Here is a 16313-nt window from a genome sequence, read left to right on the forward strand (position 1 = left end):
ATTAATTAGAGGTAAGCGAATGATCCCATACATTTACGACTCATTAGATAACGCCTTAATAGCCGAATTAAGAAAAGATGGGCGTGCTTCTATTTCAGCCCTAGCCGATGTTTTAAAGGTGTCGCGCGGTACAGTACAAAATCGTTTAGACCGTTTAGTTTCATCGGGCGCTATATTAGGCTTTACGGTGCGTGTACACGAACACATAGAAACCGAAGCTATAAGAGCAATAATGATGGTGGAAGTGGTGGGTAAATCTACATCGCAGGTAATTAAAACTCTGCGGGGCATACCAGAGCTCACTAAATTGCATACCACTAACGGCGCTTGGGATTTAGTAGCAGAAATACAGGCGGCAAATTTAGGTGAGTTTGATGGCGTACTCAGGCAAGTGCGCGAAATAGAAGGCATTTTAAATAGCGAAACCAGTATATTATTATCATCTACTTAGGTTTTATTAACGCCATGTTTTACTTAAGTATTTTAGGCAATACTCGGTTTATTTATTAGGTAATGGAGTAGGCAACGAATAAGCTTTCTATTCGGTATTATTCGCAAGATATAAAGTGCCACCAGCATAATTACCATCAACTTGTTTTACCCTTACACGGTGAAATTTTCATAACGTTAAATAATGACTTTAAAACAACGGTGAGTACGGGCAGTTGTATCGTTATAGAGAAAAACGTAGTGCATGCTTTTACAGCCGATGAAGCCGCGCGTTTTATTGTGGCAGATTTAGACGCGCTTCCTGATAACCTTATTAACCTTTTATGCCCTAAAATCCCAATAGATAGCCGTTTATTAAGTTACTTACAGTTTATAGAGCAGCAACTGCTCGTTGTTAACGACGAAAAGCTTACTAATTCAACTTTTGATTTATTTTACTTATTACTTTGTGAGCAAAGCAGCCACAGTAATATTGATAAGCGAATAGATAATGTAATAACCACTGTTAAGCAAAATTTAGCCTACCCCTACACGTTAAAAGAGCTGGCTGATATAGCCTGTTTAAGCGTTACGCAATTTAAAACCGTGTTTAAAAAAAGTACCACTATGAGTGCGCTGCAATATTTAACTATGTTGCGAATGCAGCACGCTCGCGCCCTTTTAACCCATTCAGACTTACCGATTGCTTTAGTAGGCGAGCGCATTGGTTATAGCGATGCCTCTGCGTTTAGCCGCCGGTTTAATTTATACTTTGGACAGCCACCTAAAGCATTTGCAAAGCAGTAATTTAGATAACCTACACACGAGATAATAAATAAAGCTCAAGCAGAGAGTAGGTTAAATAGCGTCAGAGCAAACAATAACACCGTCTTTTTAGCACATTTTTATAAACCTATATTGATACACTCAGTACATAGTATTTACGGAGTGTAATTAATGGCAACACACATAGGTTTTTTAGCAATATTTTCGTGGGGGCTTTTAGCTTTACTGGGTAATTTAACCAAAGCGCTCCCTGCTTTTCAGTTACTTTTTATGTGCTTTGCACTTTCTTTTATTATTTTATTAGTAAAACGTTTCGCTACAAAACAGCCATTATTGACCCCTCCAAAGCTTTCTAAAAAACAAATTGTAATAGGTGTTACCGGCTTATTTGGTTTTCACTTTTGTTATTTTATGGCTTTAAAATACGGTCCTTTAATTGAGGTAAGTTTAATAGTGTATCTTTGGCCATTAATACTGGGTGTATTTGTGGCTAGCCCTGGGTCTAAATTTAAAGCAATATTGGGCGGGTTACTGGGATTTTTAGGCACGCTTAGTTTAATTACCGATGGCAGTGGGTTATCTATCAATAGTGAGTATTACTTAGGGTATTTTTTTGCAGGTTGCTGCGCAGTATTGTGGTCTAGTTATTCTTATTTAATGTCGCAATTTAATAGCCATGTAGATGACATAGGCTGGCTTTCACTTATTGTGGCTGTGCTTGCCCTTTGTGCACATTTTTATTTTGAAACAACCGTTACTAGTTTGTCTGTTTCACAATGGCTAGGCGCTATTTTATTAGGATTAGGCCCAGTGGGAGGTGCATTTTATTTATGGGATCATGGTTTAAAATTTGGTAACCGCTCTCTATTAGCCTCGTTAAGTTTTTTAACGCCGGTGCTTTCTACTTTTATTTTAATACTCGCCTCGCAGGCTCCCTTTAGCTGGTCAGTATTTATTGCTTTAGCACTTATTTTATTAGGCGCGGCAATTAGCAATAAAAAGCCATCGATAAATCTAAAAAAAGCATCGCTTTAATTTTGCCAAGGCACTTTACTAAGGCTTAAACTTAAGTGGTAATTTAAGTTTAAGCCTTAATCACAGCTACATGGCGTAGCTGTGTGCATAATCTACAATACGTGCATTTTGGCTTTTTAAGTATTCTCGGCCTGCTTTTACACCAAGTTTGTGATCTTTACGTAGATCGTCGTTTGTACTGCCTAATAATTTGCTGTGCAGTGTTTCGTCTGCAAAAATTTGTATAATTTCTACATCACTTGGCGGGTTTGCCATAAAGTTTAGTTCGTCTAAGTAAGCTTGTTCGTGCTGAATTAGGTAGTCGAGTGTTTTTGGGCAGTAACCGGCAGCTGTAGCAAGCGATCTAAGCTTTTGAACCCATGCAGATTGCGCTTGAAAATCAGCATCTACCGTTCTAATAACCACAATTTTACGTGCCCCACGGTTATACGCTTCGCGTACTGGTAATGGTGCTGCTAGCCCACCATCAAGAAAAAAATCTTCTTGGGCTTTGTTTATTTGCGCGGTTTCGTTAGCCGCTTGCGCATTTAACCAAGGCGTTAATTTAACACCTTGTTTGTATAAAAATGGTAAAGCACTTGACGCTTTTAATAGCTCTCTCCATTGGTGCTCTTCACCCGTTGGCGATAAGTAATACGCTTTTCTGTCTCTTGCATTTGTAGCAGTAATAAGTAACTCACGTTCACCTAAAGACGTTTTAGCTGTTTTAAAGTCAATCGCTCTATTTACTTCTTTTGTTTTATCAAAGTACCAGTCTAAATCAACAATGTGTTTTCCCATTAGGCCACGACCTAGCTGAAAAAAACGTTTATTACGAGACAGCCCTCTAATCAGGCGTTTAGCGTAACCTTTTTGACGAGCTAAATAGCTTGTTAAGTTTTGTGATCCTGCCGACGTACCAATAAATAAATCAAATGGGTCGTAGTTTTGTTCTAACCACGCATCAAGTACACCTGCGGTGAAAATCCCTCGCTGCCCGCCACCTTCAGCAATTAACGCAACCTTAGGCTGTGCTATTTTAGTTACTGAAGAAGCTGTTGCGCTGTTTAGAGAGTTCACGGTGTACCTGCCTTTAATTTAATAATGTTTGTTTCAATAAATACATCTTATAGAATTAAAGTAATGCCTTAAAATTGATTGTTTAAATCAGCTTGATTGATAAAATAGAACGAAAAACTATCCATTAGTACACTTAACTAATAATGACTAATGCGTTTTTCTGATTTTAAATATTTAGGCATCACATCAATTAATTTAAATTGTAAATTACTGATTGATGCCACTACTTTAACAAGCCTTAGGTGTACGCTTGCTTAACTAAAATAAAAATGAGTATTGTCGAGTGTATTAAATAGCTAAGTAACCTATTTTACTTAGCTACAAAGAATTAAGCCGTTTGTTTATTAGCTTGGCGCTCTAACTTGTAGTTTTCTGAATTTAAGCCTTTTTTCCAGTAACCTGATGCCACTATGTTGCACCTTGGTATTGAATGCGTGTTAGTTAATGCTGCTTTAAGCTCACGCACTAGCCCAGCTTCAAGTGCCATAAATACAATAGGTGGCTGTTCATAATGCTGTAGTGTGGTTAATGCATTAGCCATCTCAACCTCTGGCGTTGTAGTTATTAACCAAGTGACCTGGCGCGTTGAATCTAAGCTGATTATATCCGCATCAGTTGGGGCGTGAATAAACGCGTCAATTTTGGCGTTTATTGGCAATTGCTTAATGTAGCCTTTTATAGCGTTTACTGAGGTCAAATCGCCCATCAATATATAATGAGGGTGGGTAAAATTATCTAGCTTTTTAGGACCGGGGCCTGCAATAGCCAGTTCATCACCTACTTTAGCGGCTTTAGCCCAGTTAGTTGCAGGGCCTTGGTGCATATTAATAACAAAATCGAGCGTAATTGCACCATTACTTTTATTTACATTTTGTATTGTGTACGAACGCATACACGCTGTTTTTAAATTGAAGTCGGCCACACCGTTTTTTGGAATAAGCACTTTTACATAACTACCAATGTGATCAGAAGTTAAATCTGTAAACTCTTCAGAGCCTAAAACTATACGTTGTAAATGCGGGGTTATTTGCTGTGTGCTTAATACTGTTGCTTTGCGTACTTTTTTTGCCATATAAATTAACCTCATTGATTAAAAATCACTGCTTTATAAAGCAGACATTGCACAACGCCCCATTGGTTGATAAAATCAACTATATAGATTTAATTGACTTTGTCAACCATTTGGAATGTATTATGAACACCTCTTTAGCCAATACGCTATTTATGTTAATGCAAAACTACCGGGTAACCATACGCGAAGCCATTAATGCCAGCGAGCTCGGTTTAAATGCAATGCATGTACGTTGCTTACATATTATTGCAAGTACCTCGCAGTGCACAGCAAACGACATTGTGAATAAAACCCAACGAGATAAGGCTCAAATAGCGCGGCTTGTAAAAGAACTTATAGCTTTAAAGCTTATAAATAAGTGTGCCAGCGAACACGATAAGCGCTGTTTTATTTTAACGTTTACAGATCAGGGTGCCGTGCTTTTTGAAAAATTACTGGCCGCTGAAAAACATGTAAACGATCAAATGTGTAAAACGTTAAACCCCAATCAAATCAATGACTTTTTAAACACGGCTCAGCAAATGATCAAAAATATGCAATGATCTTTACTTCATTACTTGGCATAAGTTAAACAAAACACATATACTGTACACTTATACAGTACATGTGTTTTGGTTGTTTATTTATGTTTGTTATTCCTATTTATATAGAAGCGGGTATTTGCGGGTTTGAATCTCCTGCCGCACAATACACTGAGCTTGGCGTTTCCCTTGATGAGCTATTAATAAAGCACCCTGATGCCACTTTTATTGGTATTGCGTCGGGTAGCTCTATGCAAGAAGTAGGGATTTTTGAGGGTGATTTACTCGTAGTAGACCGAGCAGAGCACGCTAAAGATGGCGATGTAATTGTGGCTAATTTAAATGGCTTATTTGTGTGTAAGCTACTTGATAAAACAAACGCTCGATTACTATCGGCTTCGCCTTTATATCAACCCGTTAATATTACGCCTAGCGATGAATTTCAGCTTGAAGGCGTAGTCAGTTTGTCAATTCGTATGCATCGCCAAAGCCCTGAGTTACTTTCATGTATGCCTTAGTCGATGCCGTGGCGTTTTATGCCAGCGCCGAGAAAGTATTTGATCCCGCCATTCGTTCAAAACCTGTGGTTGTGCTCACTAATAACGACGGCTGCGTATGTGCGGTATGCCCTATTGCGCGACGTTTAAATATTCCTAAATTTGGCCCTTATTTTAAAGTTAAGCAGTTACTAGAACAAAACAATGTGGTTGTACGCTCTAGTAACTATGAACTATACGCTAATTTAAGCGACCGAATGATGAGTGTGATTGGCCGCTTTTGTGATACCCAGCATATTTACAGTATTGATGAATCGTTTTTGCACTTTAGCGGCTACGAAAACGTTGTAAAAGATTGGCATACTTACGGGCACCTTATTAGACGAACCGTATGGCGAGAAACAAAACTCCCCGTTGGCGTGGGGTTTGGGCCAACGCCTACACTTGCAAAAGCGGCAAATCATGCAGCTAAAAAATTAACAGGCTTTGACGGTGTTGCTGTCATATATGACGAAGCAAGCCGGCGAGCTATTTTACAGCGCATGGACTGCCAAGATGTATGGGGAATTGGCAAGCGCTTAGCTAAAAAGCTAAAAATAATGAACATAAATACCGCATGGCAGCTTGCACAACAAAACCCAAAAACTATGCGCCGCGCTTTTAGTGTGGTGGTAGAGCGCACAGTAAGCGAGCTTAATGGCTTAGTATGTTTAAACTGGGATGATGTACGCCAAGATAAACGCGAAATTTACTCAACTCGCAGCTTTGGAGAGCGTATTTATGAACCAACCGCTCTTAAAACTGCTTTAATTAACCATGTCACTATTGTGGGCAAAAAACTAAGAGCCCAAAAGTCGCTAACAAAGCAATTATATATTTTTGCATCTAGCTCATCTCATGAAGATGTATTTTATAAAAAGTCTTATATGTATCAGTTTAGCATGCCAACAAACGATACTTGCGTTATGGCCAATGCGGTGTCTGAGGTGTTTGAAAAAATTTACCAACCTGGCGTGCGGTTTTATAAATGTGGTGTAGGTGCACTAGAACTCACCGCTGAGCAATTTCAGCAAAATGACTTATTTTCACCACAACAAGATAACCCAAAGTTAATGGGCTGTTTAGATGCTATTAATACCCGATACGGCAAGGGTATGTTGGGCTTAGCAAGTAGTAAATTAAACGATCGCTGGCATATGAACAGAGATTTTTTATCGCCTCAGTACACAACCCGCTGGCGAGATATACCAAAAATAAAATGCGATTTATAGACGCTTTAATTCAAACTTACACTGAACACTTGGTGAGCTTAATGTATAAATAAGCATGTCGTTAGGTAAAAAACGAATGCTTTGTCGAATTGTTTTTTCGTTTACAGGATCCTCACAACGGCTCATTCGTAAACCATTATCAAGCCCATCACTTTTATATTTTAACGAACTAGTAATAAAGCAAAAGTTTGGCTTTTGTATAGTTTGAGTTCCGTTATGTAATGAGCCAAACACAATTTGTTCACCCAGCTTAAACCCCTCACTTGGGTTACTTGCATTAATTAAACTCAAGTCACTGTTTACGCATAACCCTGAATTAGCAGAAACCACCTTATATGTACCAAGTTTTGATTTTAAAAGGGGTATAAAGCGTGCCTTATTGCTTGGCTCAGCGGCTACGTGGACGCTGACAAAAACAAACATGAATAAAGTCAATTTGATGTGTTTCATTAAGTAAACGTATCCTTATGCGTTAATTATTTTTTTAGTTCGTATACTAAATGGCTTAACTTTATTACATAGCTAAATATAACAGAGATTTACTACTAGAAGACAAGGCTATATAAAAAGAAAAAACTAAATTAAGGCATGTAATTATTTATCACATTTTGAGATACGTTATCGAACAATAAAACGATTTAAAATAATGCGCTAAATAAGCGCATTACTATAAGATTTACTGCCAATATTTTGAGAATAATTGTGGGTAGGCTTGTTTTAAAAATTTTGCTTTGTCTTTAAAGCGTTTTCCTGCGGGTTGATCGCCTGATGGCACGAAGGGTAATTCATCCTCGTTGCGCTCTTCATATAATAAGCCGGCGATGAGGTCATACTCGTCAATGTATGGGTAAGGCTGTTCATTTAAGTGATAAACAGGTGTACATAATGCAATGGAGTCGGCATTAACGAGCGCGTTATCAAACACTGTTTTACCGCGTGAAATAAGCCAACATCTAAACTCACTAAAACCATATTCGTCATTGCAGCCTGCCATAACAAATGCAGCGCCAAATAAATCCCATGTAAAACATTTACGCATATTTATGCCAAAAAACTTATCAAATGCAATAAGTTGCTGATCGTCTAAATTGCTTAGATTTGCTTTAAGGTGGTCGCTTACACTTTGCGGATCAAGGCCTAAGTCGGGTGTAGTCACTAATTCCCAAAAAGCCTGCTCTGATAACGCTGCCATTATAAAATCTCTTTTACTCGGCCAACTTGGCCATCTTCTAATCTCACTTTAATACCATGCGGGTGGTTTGGTGATTTAGTTAATAAACGCTCTACCACGCCTTCCGTTAATGTACCACTTCTTTGATCTTCTTTTAAAACAATATTAACTACAGTGCCTGGTGATATTTGCGAACGAGAAGGAACAGCCATTATTTAAACCCTAAATATAATTTTTTTAATTATAACGCCCAACTGCAGGCAAACCAACAAAACCCATTTTAATTGGCAAAAAACACGATATGTGACGGTTTTATCGTCAATTTAATACCCGTTAGTTGAGTAATAATTATAGATTTAAGGTGTTCAATCTCAGAGTCAGCGTTATTAAGCGCTATAGTATCTTCAAAATAGCAGTTAACTTTTAAGGTGTTAGCTTCGTTATTTAAATCGACAGTGTGAGTAAGGTATGCAAAATCGGTCACTGAGTCTTTTATAGACTCACAGGCATTAATCAGCGCTGCGCGTATTTGTTTGTCTCGTTGTTTTTGTGTTTTAGTCATGAGGAGGATTATTTACTTTTTTCTGCTTGTTGTTTTTTAAATTCTTCGTAATTTGAGTCTTGCTCTTTAAGGCACTCATAATATTCTTTATCGGCTTTGTAATTACATTCGTTAAGGCGGGCTGATTGCAATTGTTCAAAGCGTGCGTCAGAACTACACCCGGCTAAGATAGGTAATCCGATTATAAATGCAGCACACACTTTTAATTTATTAATAACCATTAAATTTCCTTACACTATTGCGTTTAAAAAGACGTTAAATTGTGCCGAATATATTGTATATTAGCGCCATAAAAATCTTCGTATTTACAGGACCACTTATTATGATGTCGCAGTTACAAGCTTTGTTTCAGCGTATAGACAAAAGCAAGATATTTCAATCATTTGTTATAGCTGTCATTATTGTTTCTGCCCTTACTGTAGGCGCTCATACCTATAGTCTTCATCCTACGGTTGAGCTTGCACTTAACTGGATGGATATTGGCATAACCGCATTCTTTTTAATTGAGCTGATTATTCGCTTTGTTGCAAGCAAAGGCATAAAAGACTTCTTTTCAAAGGGCTGGAATATATTCGACACCATTATTGTATTGGGTAGTTTATACCCCGCTGCGGGCTCTACAATGCTAATAGCGCGTTTACTACGTATATTTAGAGTGCTCAGGTTAGTGTCGATGATTCCTGAACTTAGACTACTCGTTAACTCCTTGCTTAAAGCAATCCCTCAAATGGGCTACATAGCTCTGCTTATGTTTGTTATTTTTTATATTTACGCCGCTATGGGCAGTATGATGTTTGCTGACATTAACCCCGTGCTTTGGCAAGATGTGTCTATTTCAATGCTAACGCTATTTAGAATAGCGACCTTTGAAGATTGGACCGACATAATGTACGAAACAATGGCGGTGTATGAGCTAAGCTGGATTTACTACCTGACCTTTATATTTTTAACCGCCTTTGTATTTTTAAATATGATGGTTGGCGCAATTTTAGAAGTAATGGGTGAAGAACACCGAAATGCACGAGAAGAACAGGCCGATAACGACTCGCTTCCTGCAACACAAGGACAAGTTAACGAATTACAAGCGCAAATAGCAGAGTTAAAAACATTGCTGAGTAAAAAGTAACAGTTTAAGCCTCACAAAATATGTTTGTGGGGCTTAAAACTCAAATAGCCTGTTACTCATCTGATGTATTTTCTACTGTTTCAAACGAGATGACGTCGTCCACTTCCATTTTAAACGCCTCTAAAAACGCATTTTTTAATACTGATACCACTGCCTGAAACGTAGATATATCGGTGTTGTTTAATGTGCCGTCGATCGGTATACGCGCAGCAACTAACTCAGATTCATCATTTTCAAGTAATTCGCTGAGTATATCTATGCTGCCTTCAAAAATAGCAGTGAACAGTCCGTCGTCGTCTTTTTCTATATCTTCACGCCACGAAAAAACACTCAAGTTATAAACACCGGCCTTTGCATAGCCGTTTAAAACATTGTCTTTTGCAGCAAGCTCCATTGCCCCATCAATGCCTCCTGCTTCAATGTCAAACGGGGTGTACACTTTAAAAACCGTTTCTAGGTGTTTAACCGAAAAACGTTGAACCTCTACATTAAAGTCAAAGTTTGCTTTTTCACTAAATGGGTCTAATTGCCCTTTAAGAGACAATGCAGCTTCGCCCATTAAATCCCCTTCAACGTTTAACGAAGTCACTAAGGTTTTTGTAAGGTTTTGAGCATTGGTTATGTTTTTAATCTCTGCATTAATATTTGAGATATAGGTAGGTTTATCACCCTCGCGGGTGGCATTAACTAATGAAACCTTACCGTTATCAATAATTAATGTATCAATTGAAAAAGGGACTAAATTATTAGCAAGCCCAATCCAGGTTGTTTCGTTTTTAACTTGTTTGTTTTGCTCCATTTTATTAGGGGCTTTGTCGTAAACAACAATTTCAGGATGGGTAAATTGCATGTTAGTTACTAAATTTCCTTTTAAAAGCGCAGGCCAAGAAAGTGAAAAATTAAGTGTATCCACTGCTAATAATGGTTTTGGAGCGGATGTTGCTCCCAGAGCGTAAATGTTAACGCTATCTATAGCGTAAGCACCGCGATATAAATATAAGTCTACATCGCCAACATGCCCTTTGATCCCTTGTGTTTGTTCAAGCTGCTGATTTACGTAATATTGCACTGCATAAGGCAATGCACCTCTTAGCAAAATTAAAAATAAAACAGTAGCTATTACAACAGAAAGCCACTTATTTCGGGTATGTTTGAAAATAAAAGCCATTTTATGTCCTTGTGGTAAAACTTAGTAACTCGGTATAAGTAAAAGTTACACACGTAAAAGAACTAACTACCTAAAAAACAGCTTAACCGAGCTAAAAACAATGTAATCAATATAAATTGCAAAAGCTGTTCCAAAAAAGTAATTCATGGAAAGTGGATACGCACTAGCACTAAATATTTTCTAATGGAACGTGTTAAATACATGGAGTTATTAGAATTATGAGGAAACCTCTACTACATTAAAAAGTAACTCAAACAAAAACAAATATTCTATGAGCCCAATCTTCTTTATTTTAATTACTCTTTTGCTTACCAGTATTATTTGGTCCGTTATATTTTTGATGGCATGGTATACATTAGGTAAAAAATCATATGCTTTATTTTGGGCTGGCGCGTTTATATGCTCGGCATGTCAATGGAGTACAATATTATTACGACCCTACTTTGAGTCAGAGGTTACTTATTGGATGTTAGCTATAAGCTTATCTATGGGGTCTGTTTTACTAGGAACTTGGGGGCATTGTATACGTACACGCTGTCCGATAAGTATTCGCTTTTTAGTCGCATTAGCCATTATAACATTTGCTGCTGTTTACTACTTTAAAGCAGTCGATCTACATGTTGGACTATCTATGTCGTTGTACTTATATTACGATATAATGCTGCTGTTTATAAGTGCCATTGTTATAATAAAACATAAACCGCAATCCCTTCCGGCTGAAATTGGCGCAGCTGTTACCTATACCGTATGTGGTTTACTTTTATTTGTTGCAGCCACAACAGCGCTTATGCAAGGCAGCCAAGTAAATCAAACTTACCTAGATTTATACACACTCATAAATTTTATTACCGTCCCTACTGCACATGTTGGTATGGCGGTATTTATTATTTTTATAATGGCGTCAGACTTAGCCCAAGAAATGCAAAAACTCGCCACCACCGATATGCTAACTAAATGTATAAACAGACGTGGATTTTATGAAATTGGCGAACAAAAACTACAAACTCACTTAAACTGCCTACAACACGTTTCGCTAATATATTGGGATATAGACTCGTTTAAGAACATAAATGATGAATACGGACATGCTGGTGGTGATGAAGTGCTTATCCAAGCTACTAAACGCATAAGAGCCTGTTTAAATAAAGACGATATATTTGCTCGTATAGGCGGAGAAGAATTTGTAATACTCATAGCCAGAGATTCAGAACAAAAAACACAGCAATTTGCCGAAACACTACGTACACAACTTTGCAGTAGGCCTATTGAATATAATACACAACAAATAGAAGTAACGGCTAGCTTTGGGGTAGTTATTATAAAAAGTGCAAACACACTTATAGATAAAGCAATAGACCTAGCTGATAAAGCCCTTTACGTAGCAAAACACGAAGGTAAGAATAAAGTCGCTTATGCAACACCTATTAACTAAAATGGGTTAACAGTAAGCTAACCCATTTTACTAACTTCCTTAATTAGGTGTTAGCGCAAATATATTTTAGTTCTGAACAGCGTCTAAAAATAAAGATTGCTTTAATACACTGGCATGAATTAAATTTATTCACCGTCTACAATAATGCGAAGCATACGACGAAGTGGCTCTGCTGCACCCCATAAAAGCTGATCGCCCACTGTGAAAGCACTAATATATTTAGGCCCCATTGCAAGCTTACGAATACGCCCAACAGGGATGCTTAATGTGCCCGTTACTTTAACCGGTGTTAAGTCAGTCGCTGTAATGTCACGCTCGTTAGGAATAACTTTAACCCACTCGTTGTGCGATGCTAATATTTCTTCTATTTTCTCTACGCTTATGTCTTCGCGTAATTTAATAGTCATTGCTTGGCTATGACAACGCATTGCGCCAATACGAACACATAAACCATCAATAGGTACAGGCTGCTGGGTAGAGCCTAAAATTTTGTTAGCTTCAACTTGTGCTTTCCATTCTTCCTTTGATTGTCCACTTGGCATAGGCACGTCAATCCATGGGATCAAGCTACCTGCTAATGGCACGCCAAATTGATCTTGTGGTAAATCGCTTGAAGCCATTTTTTCACTGACTATTTTATCAATTTCTAAAATAGCTGAACTTGGGTTATCGAGTTGCTGAGCAACACTTGAATGAATAGCGCCCATTTGTGAAATCAGCTCTTTCATATTGCGTGCACCCGCACCCGAGGCTGCTTGGTAAGTCATAGGGCTTACCCATTCAATAAGGTCTTTCTCAAACAAACCACCTAAAGCTAGGAGCATTAACGACACAGTACAGTTACCGCCAACAAAGGTTTTAACGCCTTGCTCTAAACCTTGAGTAATGACATCTTTATTTACAGGGTCAAGCACAATAATGCTGTCATCACTCATACGAAGTGCAGAAGCAGCATCAATCCAGTAACCATCCCACCCCGATTCACGAAGCTTTGGGTAAACCGCTTTGGTGTAATCGCCCCCTTGACACGTAACAATAATATCCATTTTTGCAAGTTCAGATACATCGCTTGCATCAAGTAGCGGTTTTGCATCACCCGCTAAATCAGGACCAAGTTGTCCGGCTTGTGAGGTAGTAAAAAAAGTGGTGTCTATATTGGCAAAATCATTTTGCTTTTCCATACGCTCTAATAACACAGAGCCAACCATGCCACGCCAACCGACCAAACCTACTTTTTTCATTGTTTTATCCACTGTTTTGTTCATAAAAGATGCCTTAATACATTAAAAATTAAATTCATTGCGTGAGATTCAATTTTCAAGTTAACAAACTAACACTGCTAGACGGCTAAAACTAGTTAATAAAACAGAACTTAAAAATTTTTCATGCGAAATTAAGGTATAAAAAAAGCCCTGTATTTAATACAGGGCTTATAGCGCGAATGTACAAGGTTTAACGCAAGCTAAAATTAAAATTCATAACTATAGCTTAAGCTAAACTCGGTGCCTGTTTCTTGGCCCCAAAGGGTTAACCCTTCTTGCTCTATTTGTTTTTCTTGGCCAAGAATATTCTTCACTTTAAAATTAACTTTAGAGTTAAAGTTAGGAAAGTAAGAATAAACTAAATCAAGTGAGTGAAATGACTTTTCTTCAGCATCTTCATTCCCCCGCGTACCTGGGACGATAATTCGCGGCCCAAACACATTGTAAATAACCGATGTTGAATGAAAACCGTCATCTGAATCGTAACCCATTTGTAAGTTAGCAACCCATTCAGAGTGGCCTACTAAACGGCGTTTGTTGTTAGTAACAATATTTGAAACGGTATCGGCTTCGAGTGCTTCTTTAAGTTGTGTTTCAAATAATGAATCGACATTATCTGAGTCATTTATACCTAAATTGACGCTCGAATCAGATAGCGTTACGTTACCCGACAAAAATGCAGACGACCAATCCTTATTGATAAAACCAAAGTCAGTTAAAAAATCTACCTCTATACCAGATAGCTTACCCGACTGCGCATTAGCCGTAAGTAATTGCGGAGACGCACCACCTACACCTGCAAGTTCAACCATTTCAATTGGGTTTTCTATGTCCTTGTAAAACAACGCAACTGACAGGTTATTACCTGTTGGCATGTACCACTCAAACCTAAAATCAATATTCGTTAGCTCAGAGCTTTGTAAGCTAGGCGAACCACGAACCAAAAATTCAGTAAGCGGGTCAACAAAGAACGAGGTACTTACATCACGTAAGTCTGGGCGAATAGTGGTTTCACTCACGTTTAAGCGAAACTGCATTTCTTCATCCATGATGTACGTAACAGCAAGTGATGGAAAAAAAGTATCTTCGTTAATGACAACGTCTTGAATTTCTTCAAGCGTGTTTTCGAATAAGTTTGAATGTGCCTGATAGCCAATCGATACTTGTTTGAAATCTTCCCAGCGAACACCGCCGGTAATACGCCATGTATTTTCAAAAAAGTAGTCAGCCATAAAGTAATAAGCATCTAACTTATGCGCTGCACTGTATTTGTCACCGTCAGTTGTACCATCATCAAAAATACCTGAACCCGTAGCACTTGTGTAAAACGCGTCGTTTGATGTGTTTGCATCAGCAAAAATATCGCTAATGTTATTACCAAACGTAAACTCATCGCTTATACCACGGTGCGTTATTCCAAATTTAACATTGCTTGCATCACGTTTTTTTTCTGAAAAGTCACCGCCAATTTTAAGTTCGAGCTCGTAGCCGTCCCCATAAAAAGGTAACCCCATGTTCCAACCAAATGTTTCTACGTCATCGTGAAGTACCTGGTATTCACGCGTAATATTAGTTGCTGCAACATCTTGAAGCTGCTCTGACTCAAATACACCGTCGTTATAGTTTTGTTGAAAAACAACATCTAAACCGCCTGGTGCGTTTCGATTAGCTCTACTTAAGCCACCATACCAATCAAAGAATAAATTATTTAGCTCTGGAAAGTTATGCGTGCCTTTAAGCTGAGAAGAAAACATTTCACGTTCTTCGTAGCTAATATCAACACGGCGAAGCTCAGTAACACCCTCTTCGGTTTCATTGGCATCGTAATAGTTACGATTACGAACCCGATCGCTCATATCGTGTAACGCAATGTTAGTCAGCTCAAATCGATGGTTTGAGTTAAACTCATAGCCAAGGTTTAACGTTCCGCTCCAGCGAACATTTTGTTCAGTCGATGTACCATCGTAATATTGTGCAAAACATTTGTTCTCACAACCCAAACTACCTAGGCTTGAACCACTTTGTTCTTGAACAACTTCCCATTCGTTGTCATAAGAAACAGCCGCAAGCACACCAAAGGTACCTATTTCGCTTTCTAGTCTGTCGCCCACGGCAACAGAAAAGCTCATAGCTGGGTCAACATCTTCCTTGCTAATGCCTACATTCCAATCAAGCGATTGAATAAGGTTTTTACGCTCTTCAAGCGTAGAATTAATATTGCCTTCAAGGCCTGCGTCGCTGGTAAGTGCTGTAGTAAATACATTAGATAGCGCACGTGTGCCATCATCACGGCCCATCCAATCATCATCACCGCCTTCGTAAAAGTAGCCAGAATCACTATTTGACGTGTTATACGATGAGCCTACTTGTACTTTAAATAAAAAGTCAGACGGAATAGACTTGGTACGAATGTTTACATTACCACCACCAAAATGCGCAGGCATATCTGGTGAAAATGATTTTTGTACACTTAAGCTTTCGATTATTTCAGATGGAAATAAATCGAGTGGCACAACCGAGCGAGTAGGATCGGGGCTTGGTACATACATGCTATTTAATTGTGTACTTGAGTAACGCTCACCTAAACCACGCACATATATAAATTTACCATCAACTAAGGTTAAGCCTGTTACACGGCGAAGAGCCGATGCAGCATCACCATCGCCGGTGCGTGAAATTTGGTCGGCACCCATAATATCAGCAACAAACGCCTGATTTTGGCGTTCTTGCAGTACTGCACCTGCGCTCCCTTTGAGTCGTTGCCCTACTGCAACCACTTCTTCTATTTCTTGCTCTTGAATGTCGGCTTCTGCAGCAGCAGTATTTACCGACCAACCAAATAGTGCAGCCAAAACGGCGCAATTTAATGTTGATAAGGCAAGTTTAGAGGGTTTATAAGAATTCATTTTTATACTCCGAAAC

At 38.5% G+C, this 16313-nt stretch carries 18 protein-coding genes; 8 read left to right on the forward strand and 10 right to left on the reverse strand.

The features are described from left to right. The first annotated feature begins 19 nt into the window (after positions 1 to 19). The 3 genes from RF53_RS08765 to RF53_RS08775 all read left to right on the forward strand — a co-directional run bounded on the left by RF53_RS08765 (position 20) and on the right by RF53_RS08775 (position 2250). Positions 20 to 451, forward strand: a complete 432-nt coding sequence (locus RF53_RS08765; protein ID WP_039037473.1) for an Lrp/AsnC family transcriptional regulator — start codon at positions 20 to 22, stop codon at positions 449 to 451. A gap of 110 nt (positions 452 to 561) precedes the next feature. Further along, the gene (locus RF53_RS08770) at positions 562 to 1236 is read left to right on the forward strand and encodes an AraC family transcriptional regulator (protein ID WP_327077538.1); all 675 of its coding nucleotides are present in this window, start codon (positions 562 to 564) and stop codon (positions 1234 to 1236) included. 150 nt (positions 1237 to 1386) lie between these two features. Further along, positions 1387 to 2250 (forward strand): DMT family transporter, encoded by an 864-nt coding sequence (locus RF53_RS08775; protein WP_039037352.1) that lies wholly within the window; start codon positions 1387 to 1389, stop codon positions 2248 to 2250. A 66-nt stretch (positions 2251 to 2316) separates the two neighbouring features. On the opposite strand, the gene RF53_RS08780 is transcribed toward RF53_RS08775, so the two are convergent. Both RF53_RS08780 and RF53_RS08785 read right to left on the reverse strand, forming a co-directional pair. Further along, on the reverse strand, positions 2317 to 3309 hold the full coding sequence (locus RF53_RS08780; RefSeq protein ID WP_039037353.1) for a patatin-like phospholipase family protein: 993 nt from the start codon (positions 3307 to 3309) through the stop codon (positions 2317 to 2319). Positions 3310 to 3637: 328 nt separating this feature from the next. Next, complete coding sequence (locus RF53_RS08785; RefSeq protein ID WP_039037354.1) at positions 3638 to 4381, reverse strand: siderophore-interacting protein; 744 nt, start codon at positions 4379 to 4381, stop codon at positions 3638 to 3640. A gap of 122 nt (positions 4382 to 4503) precedes the next feature. Between RF53_RS08785 and RF53_RS08790 the strand changes: the two genes are divergently transcribed. The 3 genes from RF53_RS08790 to RF53_RS08800 all read left to right on the forward strand — a co-directional run bounded on the left by RF53_RS08790 (position 4504) and on the right by RF53_RS08800 (position 6670). Then, entirely contained in the window at positions 4504 to 4923 is a 420-nt protein-coding gene (locus tag RF53_RS08790; RefSeq protein ID WP_008131764.1) for a MarR family winged helix-turn-helix transcriptional regulator, read from the forward strand. A gap of 83 nt (positions 4924 to 5006) precedes the next feature. After that, positions 5007 to 5420 (forward strand): translesion error-prone DNA polymerase V autoproteolytic subunit, encoded by a 414-nt coding sequence (gene umuD / locus RF53_RS08795; protein WP_010556176.1) that lies wholly within the window; start codon positions 5007 to 5009, stop codon positions 5418 to 5420. Next, entirely contained in the window at positions 5408 to 6670 is a 1263-nt protein-coding gene (locus RF53_RS08800) for a Y-family DNA polymerase (RefSeq protein WP_039037355.1), read from the forward strand. Before umuD ends, RF53_RS08800 begins: the two co-directional genes overlap by 13 nt. Here the strand turns inward: RF53_RS08800 and RF53_RS08805 are convergent. The 5 genes from RF53_RS08805 to RF53_RS08825 form a co-directional block, all read right to left on the reverse strand. After that, positions 6665 to 7120, reverse strand: coding sequence for a hypothetical protein (locus RF53_RS08805; RefSeq protein ID WP_039037356.1), 456 nt, complete (start codon positions 7118 to 7120; stop codon positions 6665 to 6667). The two genes, RF53_RS08800 and RF53_RS08805, sit on opposite strands and share 6 nt — an antisense overlap. A gap of 226 nt (positions 7121 to 7346) precedes the next feature. Then, positions 7347 to 7862: a DUF4240 domain-containing protein gene (locus RF53_RS08810; RefSeq protein ID WP_039037357.1), complete on the reverse strand. Its 516-nt coding sequence runs from the start codon at positions 7860 to 7862 to the stop codon at positions 7347 to 7349. After that, positions 7862 to 8053: a YwbE family protein gene (locus tag RF53_RS08815; protein ID WP_006793492.1), complete on the reverse strand. Its 192-nt coding sequence runs from the start codon at positions 8051 to 8053 to the stop codon at positions 7862 to 7864. The genes RF53_RS08810 and RF53_RS08815 overlap by 1 nt, the downstream gene beginning before the upstream one ends. Before the next feature lie 68 nt (positions 8054 to 8121). Beyond that, entirely contained in the window at positions 8122 to 8403 is a 282-nt protein-coding gene (locus RF53_RS08820) for a hypothetical protein (protein WP_039037358.1), read from the reverse strand. An 8-nt stretch (positions 8404 to 8411) separates the two neighbouring features. Then, complete coding sequence (locus tag RF53_RS08825) at positions 8412 to 8624, reverse strand: hypothetical protein (protein ID WP_039037359.1); 213 nt, start codon at positions 8622 to 8624, stop codon at positions 8412 to 8414. A gap of 101 nt (positions 8625 to 8725) precedes the next feature. Between RF53_RS08825 and RF53_RS08830 the strand changes: the two genes are divergently transcribed. After that, positions 8726 to 9529, forward strand: a complete 804-nt coding sequence (locus tag RF53_RS08830) for an ion transporter (RefSeq protein WP_006793489.1) — start codon at positions 8726 to 8728, stop codon at positions 9527 to 9529. Positions 9530 to 9581: 52 nt separating this feature from the next. Here the strand turns inward: RF53_RS08830 and RF53_RS08835 are convergent, their stop codons facing one another. Then, a complete protein-coding gene (locus RF53_RS08835; protein ID WP_039037360.1) occupies positions 9582 to 10697 on the reverse strand; it encodes a DUF748 domain-containing protein in 1116 nt (371 codons plus the stop codon). A 466-nt stretch (positions 10698 to 11163) separates the two neighbouring features. On the opposite strand from RF53_RS08835, the gene RF53_RS08840 reads away from it, so the two are divergent. Beyond that, the gene (locus RF53_RS08840) at positions 11164 to 12129 is read left to right on the forward strand and encodes a GGDEF domain-containing protein (RefSeq protein WP_235420611.1); all 966 of its coding nucleotides are present in this window, start codon (positions 11164 to 11166) and stop codon (positions 12127 to 12129) included. A gap of 125 nt (positions 12130 to 12254) precedes the next feature. Here RF53_RS08840 and asd read toward each other — a convergent pair whose 3' ends face one another. Continuing rightward, positions 12255 to 13394 carry an aspartate-semialdehyde dehydrogenase gene (gene asd, locus RF53_RS08845; RefSeq protein ID WP_039037362.1) on the reverse strand — a complete coding sequence of 380 codons (1140 nt, stop codon included), beginning with the start codon at positions 13392 to 13394 and terminating at the stop codon, positions 12255 to 12257. Between the two features lie 203 nt (positions 13395 to 13597). After that, complete coding sequence (locus RF53_RS08850) at positions 13598 to 16297, reverse strand: TonB-dependent receptor domain-containing protein (RefSeq protein WP_039037363.1); 2700 nt, start codon at positions 16295 to 16297, stop codon at positions 13598 to 13600. Between the last annotated feature and the right edge of the window lie 16 nt (positions 16298 to 16313).

Source organism: Pseudoalteromonas sp. ECSMB14103, from assembly GCF_000813065.1.
GTDB lineage: Bacteria > Pseudomonadota > Gammaproteobacteria > Enterobacterales > Alteromonadaceae > Pseudoalteromonas > Pseudoalteromonas marina.

Bases quoted from the DNA above. Each gene is read 5' to 3' on its own strand.
- RF53_RS08820 (WP_039037358.1), bottom strand. From the start codon at position 8,403: ATGACTAAAACACAAAAACAACGAGACAAACAAATACGCGCAGCGCTG.
- RF53_RS08830 (WP_006793489.1), top strand. From the start codon at position 8,726: ATGATGTCGCAGTTACAAGCTTTGTTTCAGCGTATAGACAAAAGCAAG.
- RF53_RS08785 (WP_039037354.1), bottom strand. From the start codon at position 4,381: ATGGCAAAAAAAGTACGCAAAGCAACAGTATTAAGCACACAGCAAATA.
- RF53_RS08835 (WP_039037360.1), bottom strand. From the start codon at position 10,697: ATGGCTTTTATTTTCAAACATACCCGAAATAAGTGGCTTTCTGTTGTA.
- RF53_RS08810 (WP_039037357.1), bottom strand. From the start codon at position 7,862: ATGGCAGCGTTATCAGAGCAGGCTTTTTGGGAATTAGTGACTACACCC.
- RF53_RS08815 (WP_006793492.1), bottom strand. From the start codon at position 8,053: ATGGCTGTTCCTTCTCGTTCGCAAATATCACCAGGCACTGTAGTTAAT.
- RF53_RS08840 (WP_235420611.1), top strand. From the start codon at position 11,164: ATGTTAGCTATAAGCTTATCTATGGGGTCTGTTTTACTAGGAACTTGG.
- RF53_RS08765 (WP_039037473.1), top strand. From the start codon at position 20: ATGATCCCATACATTTACGACTCATTAGATAACGCCTTAATAGCCGAA.
- RF53_RS08805 (WP_039037356.1), bottom strand. From the start codon at position 7,120: ATGAAACACATCAAATTGACTTTATTCATGTTTGTTTTTGTCAGCGTC.
- RF53_RS08825 (WP_039037359.1), bottom strand. From the start codon at position 8,624: ATGGTTATTAATAAATTAAAAGTGTGTGCTGCATTTATAATCGGATTA.
- RF53_RS08790 (WP_008131764.1), top strand. From the start codon at position 4,504: ATGAACACCTCTTTAGCCAATACGCTATTTATGTTAATGCAAAACTAC.
- asd (WP_039037362.1), bottom strand. From the start codon at position 13,394: ATGAACAAAACAGTGGATAAAACAATGAAAAAAGTAGGTTTGGTCGGT.
- RF53_RS08850 (WP_039037363.1), bottom strand. From the start codon at position 16,297: ATGAATTCTTATAAACCCTCTAAACTTGCCTTATCAACATTAAATTGC.
- RF53_RS08775 (WP_039037352.1), top strand. From the start codon at position 1,387: ATGGCAACACACATAGGTTTTTTAGCAATATTTTCGTGGGGGCTTTTA.
- RF53_RS08800 (WP_039037355.1), top strand. From the start codon at position 5,408: ATGTATGCCTTAGTCGATGCCGTGGCGTTTTATGCCAGCGCCGAGAAA.
- umuD (WP_010556176.1), top strand. From the start codon at position 5,007: ATGTTTGTTATTCCTATTTATATAGAAGCGGGTATTTGCGGGTTTGAA.